Genomic DNA, 1,190 nt, shown 5'->3' on the forward strand with positions numbered 1-1,190 from the left:
TGTAAGCTTCCCCAAAATTCGATCCATTCAAAAATAGAATTTTATTCATTTAATCGGTATTGAATTGGTGTTTTATTTTTAAGTGATTTGTGTGGTCTATTATAATTGTAATCGTGTATCCATTCTTTGCTTAAATCTTTAACTTCTTGGATAGATTTAAAGACATAAGCATTGAGTATATCTCTTCTAAAGGTTCCGTTTAATCGTTCAATAAAAGCATTTTGCGTTGGCTCCCCTGGTTGGATAAATATAAGTTGAATTTTATTTTCTTTACACCACATATCGAGTTTGGCACTAATGAATTCGGGGCCATTATCCACTCTTATCATTTTTGGCAATCCTCTGCGTTCACCTATTTGGGCTAAGCATCTGATGACTCTTGGTGTTGGTAATGAGGTATCTGTTTCAATCATCAAAACTTCTCTATTATAATCGTCTATAATATTTAATAATCGGATTCTTCTGCCATCCCACAAGGCATCGCTCATAAAATCAATACTCCAAACCTCATTCATTTGTGTTGGTTGGAATAATTGCTGCTTAACCCTTGCTGGTAGTCTTTTCTTAAAACGTCTTCTTATATTTAATCTCATGGATGTATAGATGCGGTATAATTTTTTGTGATTAACCAGAGTTCCTGACCTTCGTATGCGATGATAACTTTGCCAAAAACCAATGGCCACATGTTTTTGCACCAACTCCTCAAGTTGTTTTATATATACATCATCTTGCTTAGGGACAGCTTTATAGCTAAAACTACTCCTGGGAACTGTGATTATTTTGCACGCTTTACGTTCACTTATAGGATAATTGCTGATTATATAAGTGACTAGTTCCTTTTTCTCGCAAAGCGTTAAAGCTTTTTTTCAATCACATCTTTTAAGGCTTGATTGGTAAGTGCTAAATCGGCATACATCCTTTTGAGTTTTGAATTCTCAGCTTCTAATTCTTTTATGCGTTTTAGCTCTGTGGCATCCATAGCGCCATATTTGCTTTTCCATCGGTAAAAGGTTTTGTCGGATATACCATTTGCTCTAGCGATATCTGCAACTTTAATACCTTGCTCATGTTGTTTTAACATAGCAACAATCTGGTTTTCTGTAAAATGGGTTGTCTTCATAAGTTTTCGGATTTAAATTTAATAATTCTTACTGAACGCGCTCCTGCGTCGCTTGTCGAATTCTATTTTT

The 1,190-nt window shown here is 34.8% G+C and carries 1 protein-coding gene; it reads right to left on the reverse strand.

Annotation, left to right across the window (positions count from 1 at the left end; translation table 11 throughout):
• Positions 1 to 41 precede the first annotated feature (41 nt).
• Positions 42 to 1,120 (reverse strand): IS3 family transposase gene (locus tag GQO80_RS15700; RefSeq protein ID WP_157209305.1). Its coding sequence is split into 2 segments (ribosomal slippage): positions 42 to 859 and positions 859 to 1,120, totalling 1,080 coding nucleotides; the frame shifts between segments, so codons are not numbered across the junction.
• Positions 1,121 to 1,190: the final 70 nt, after the last annotated feature.

It is taken from the genome of Mariniflexile maritimum, from assembly GCF_009746565.1.
GTDB classification, from domain to species: Bacteria; Bacteroidota; Bacteroidia; order Flavobacteriales; family Flavobacteriaceae; genus Mariniflexile; species Mariniflexile maritimum.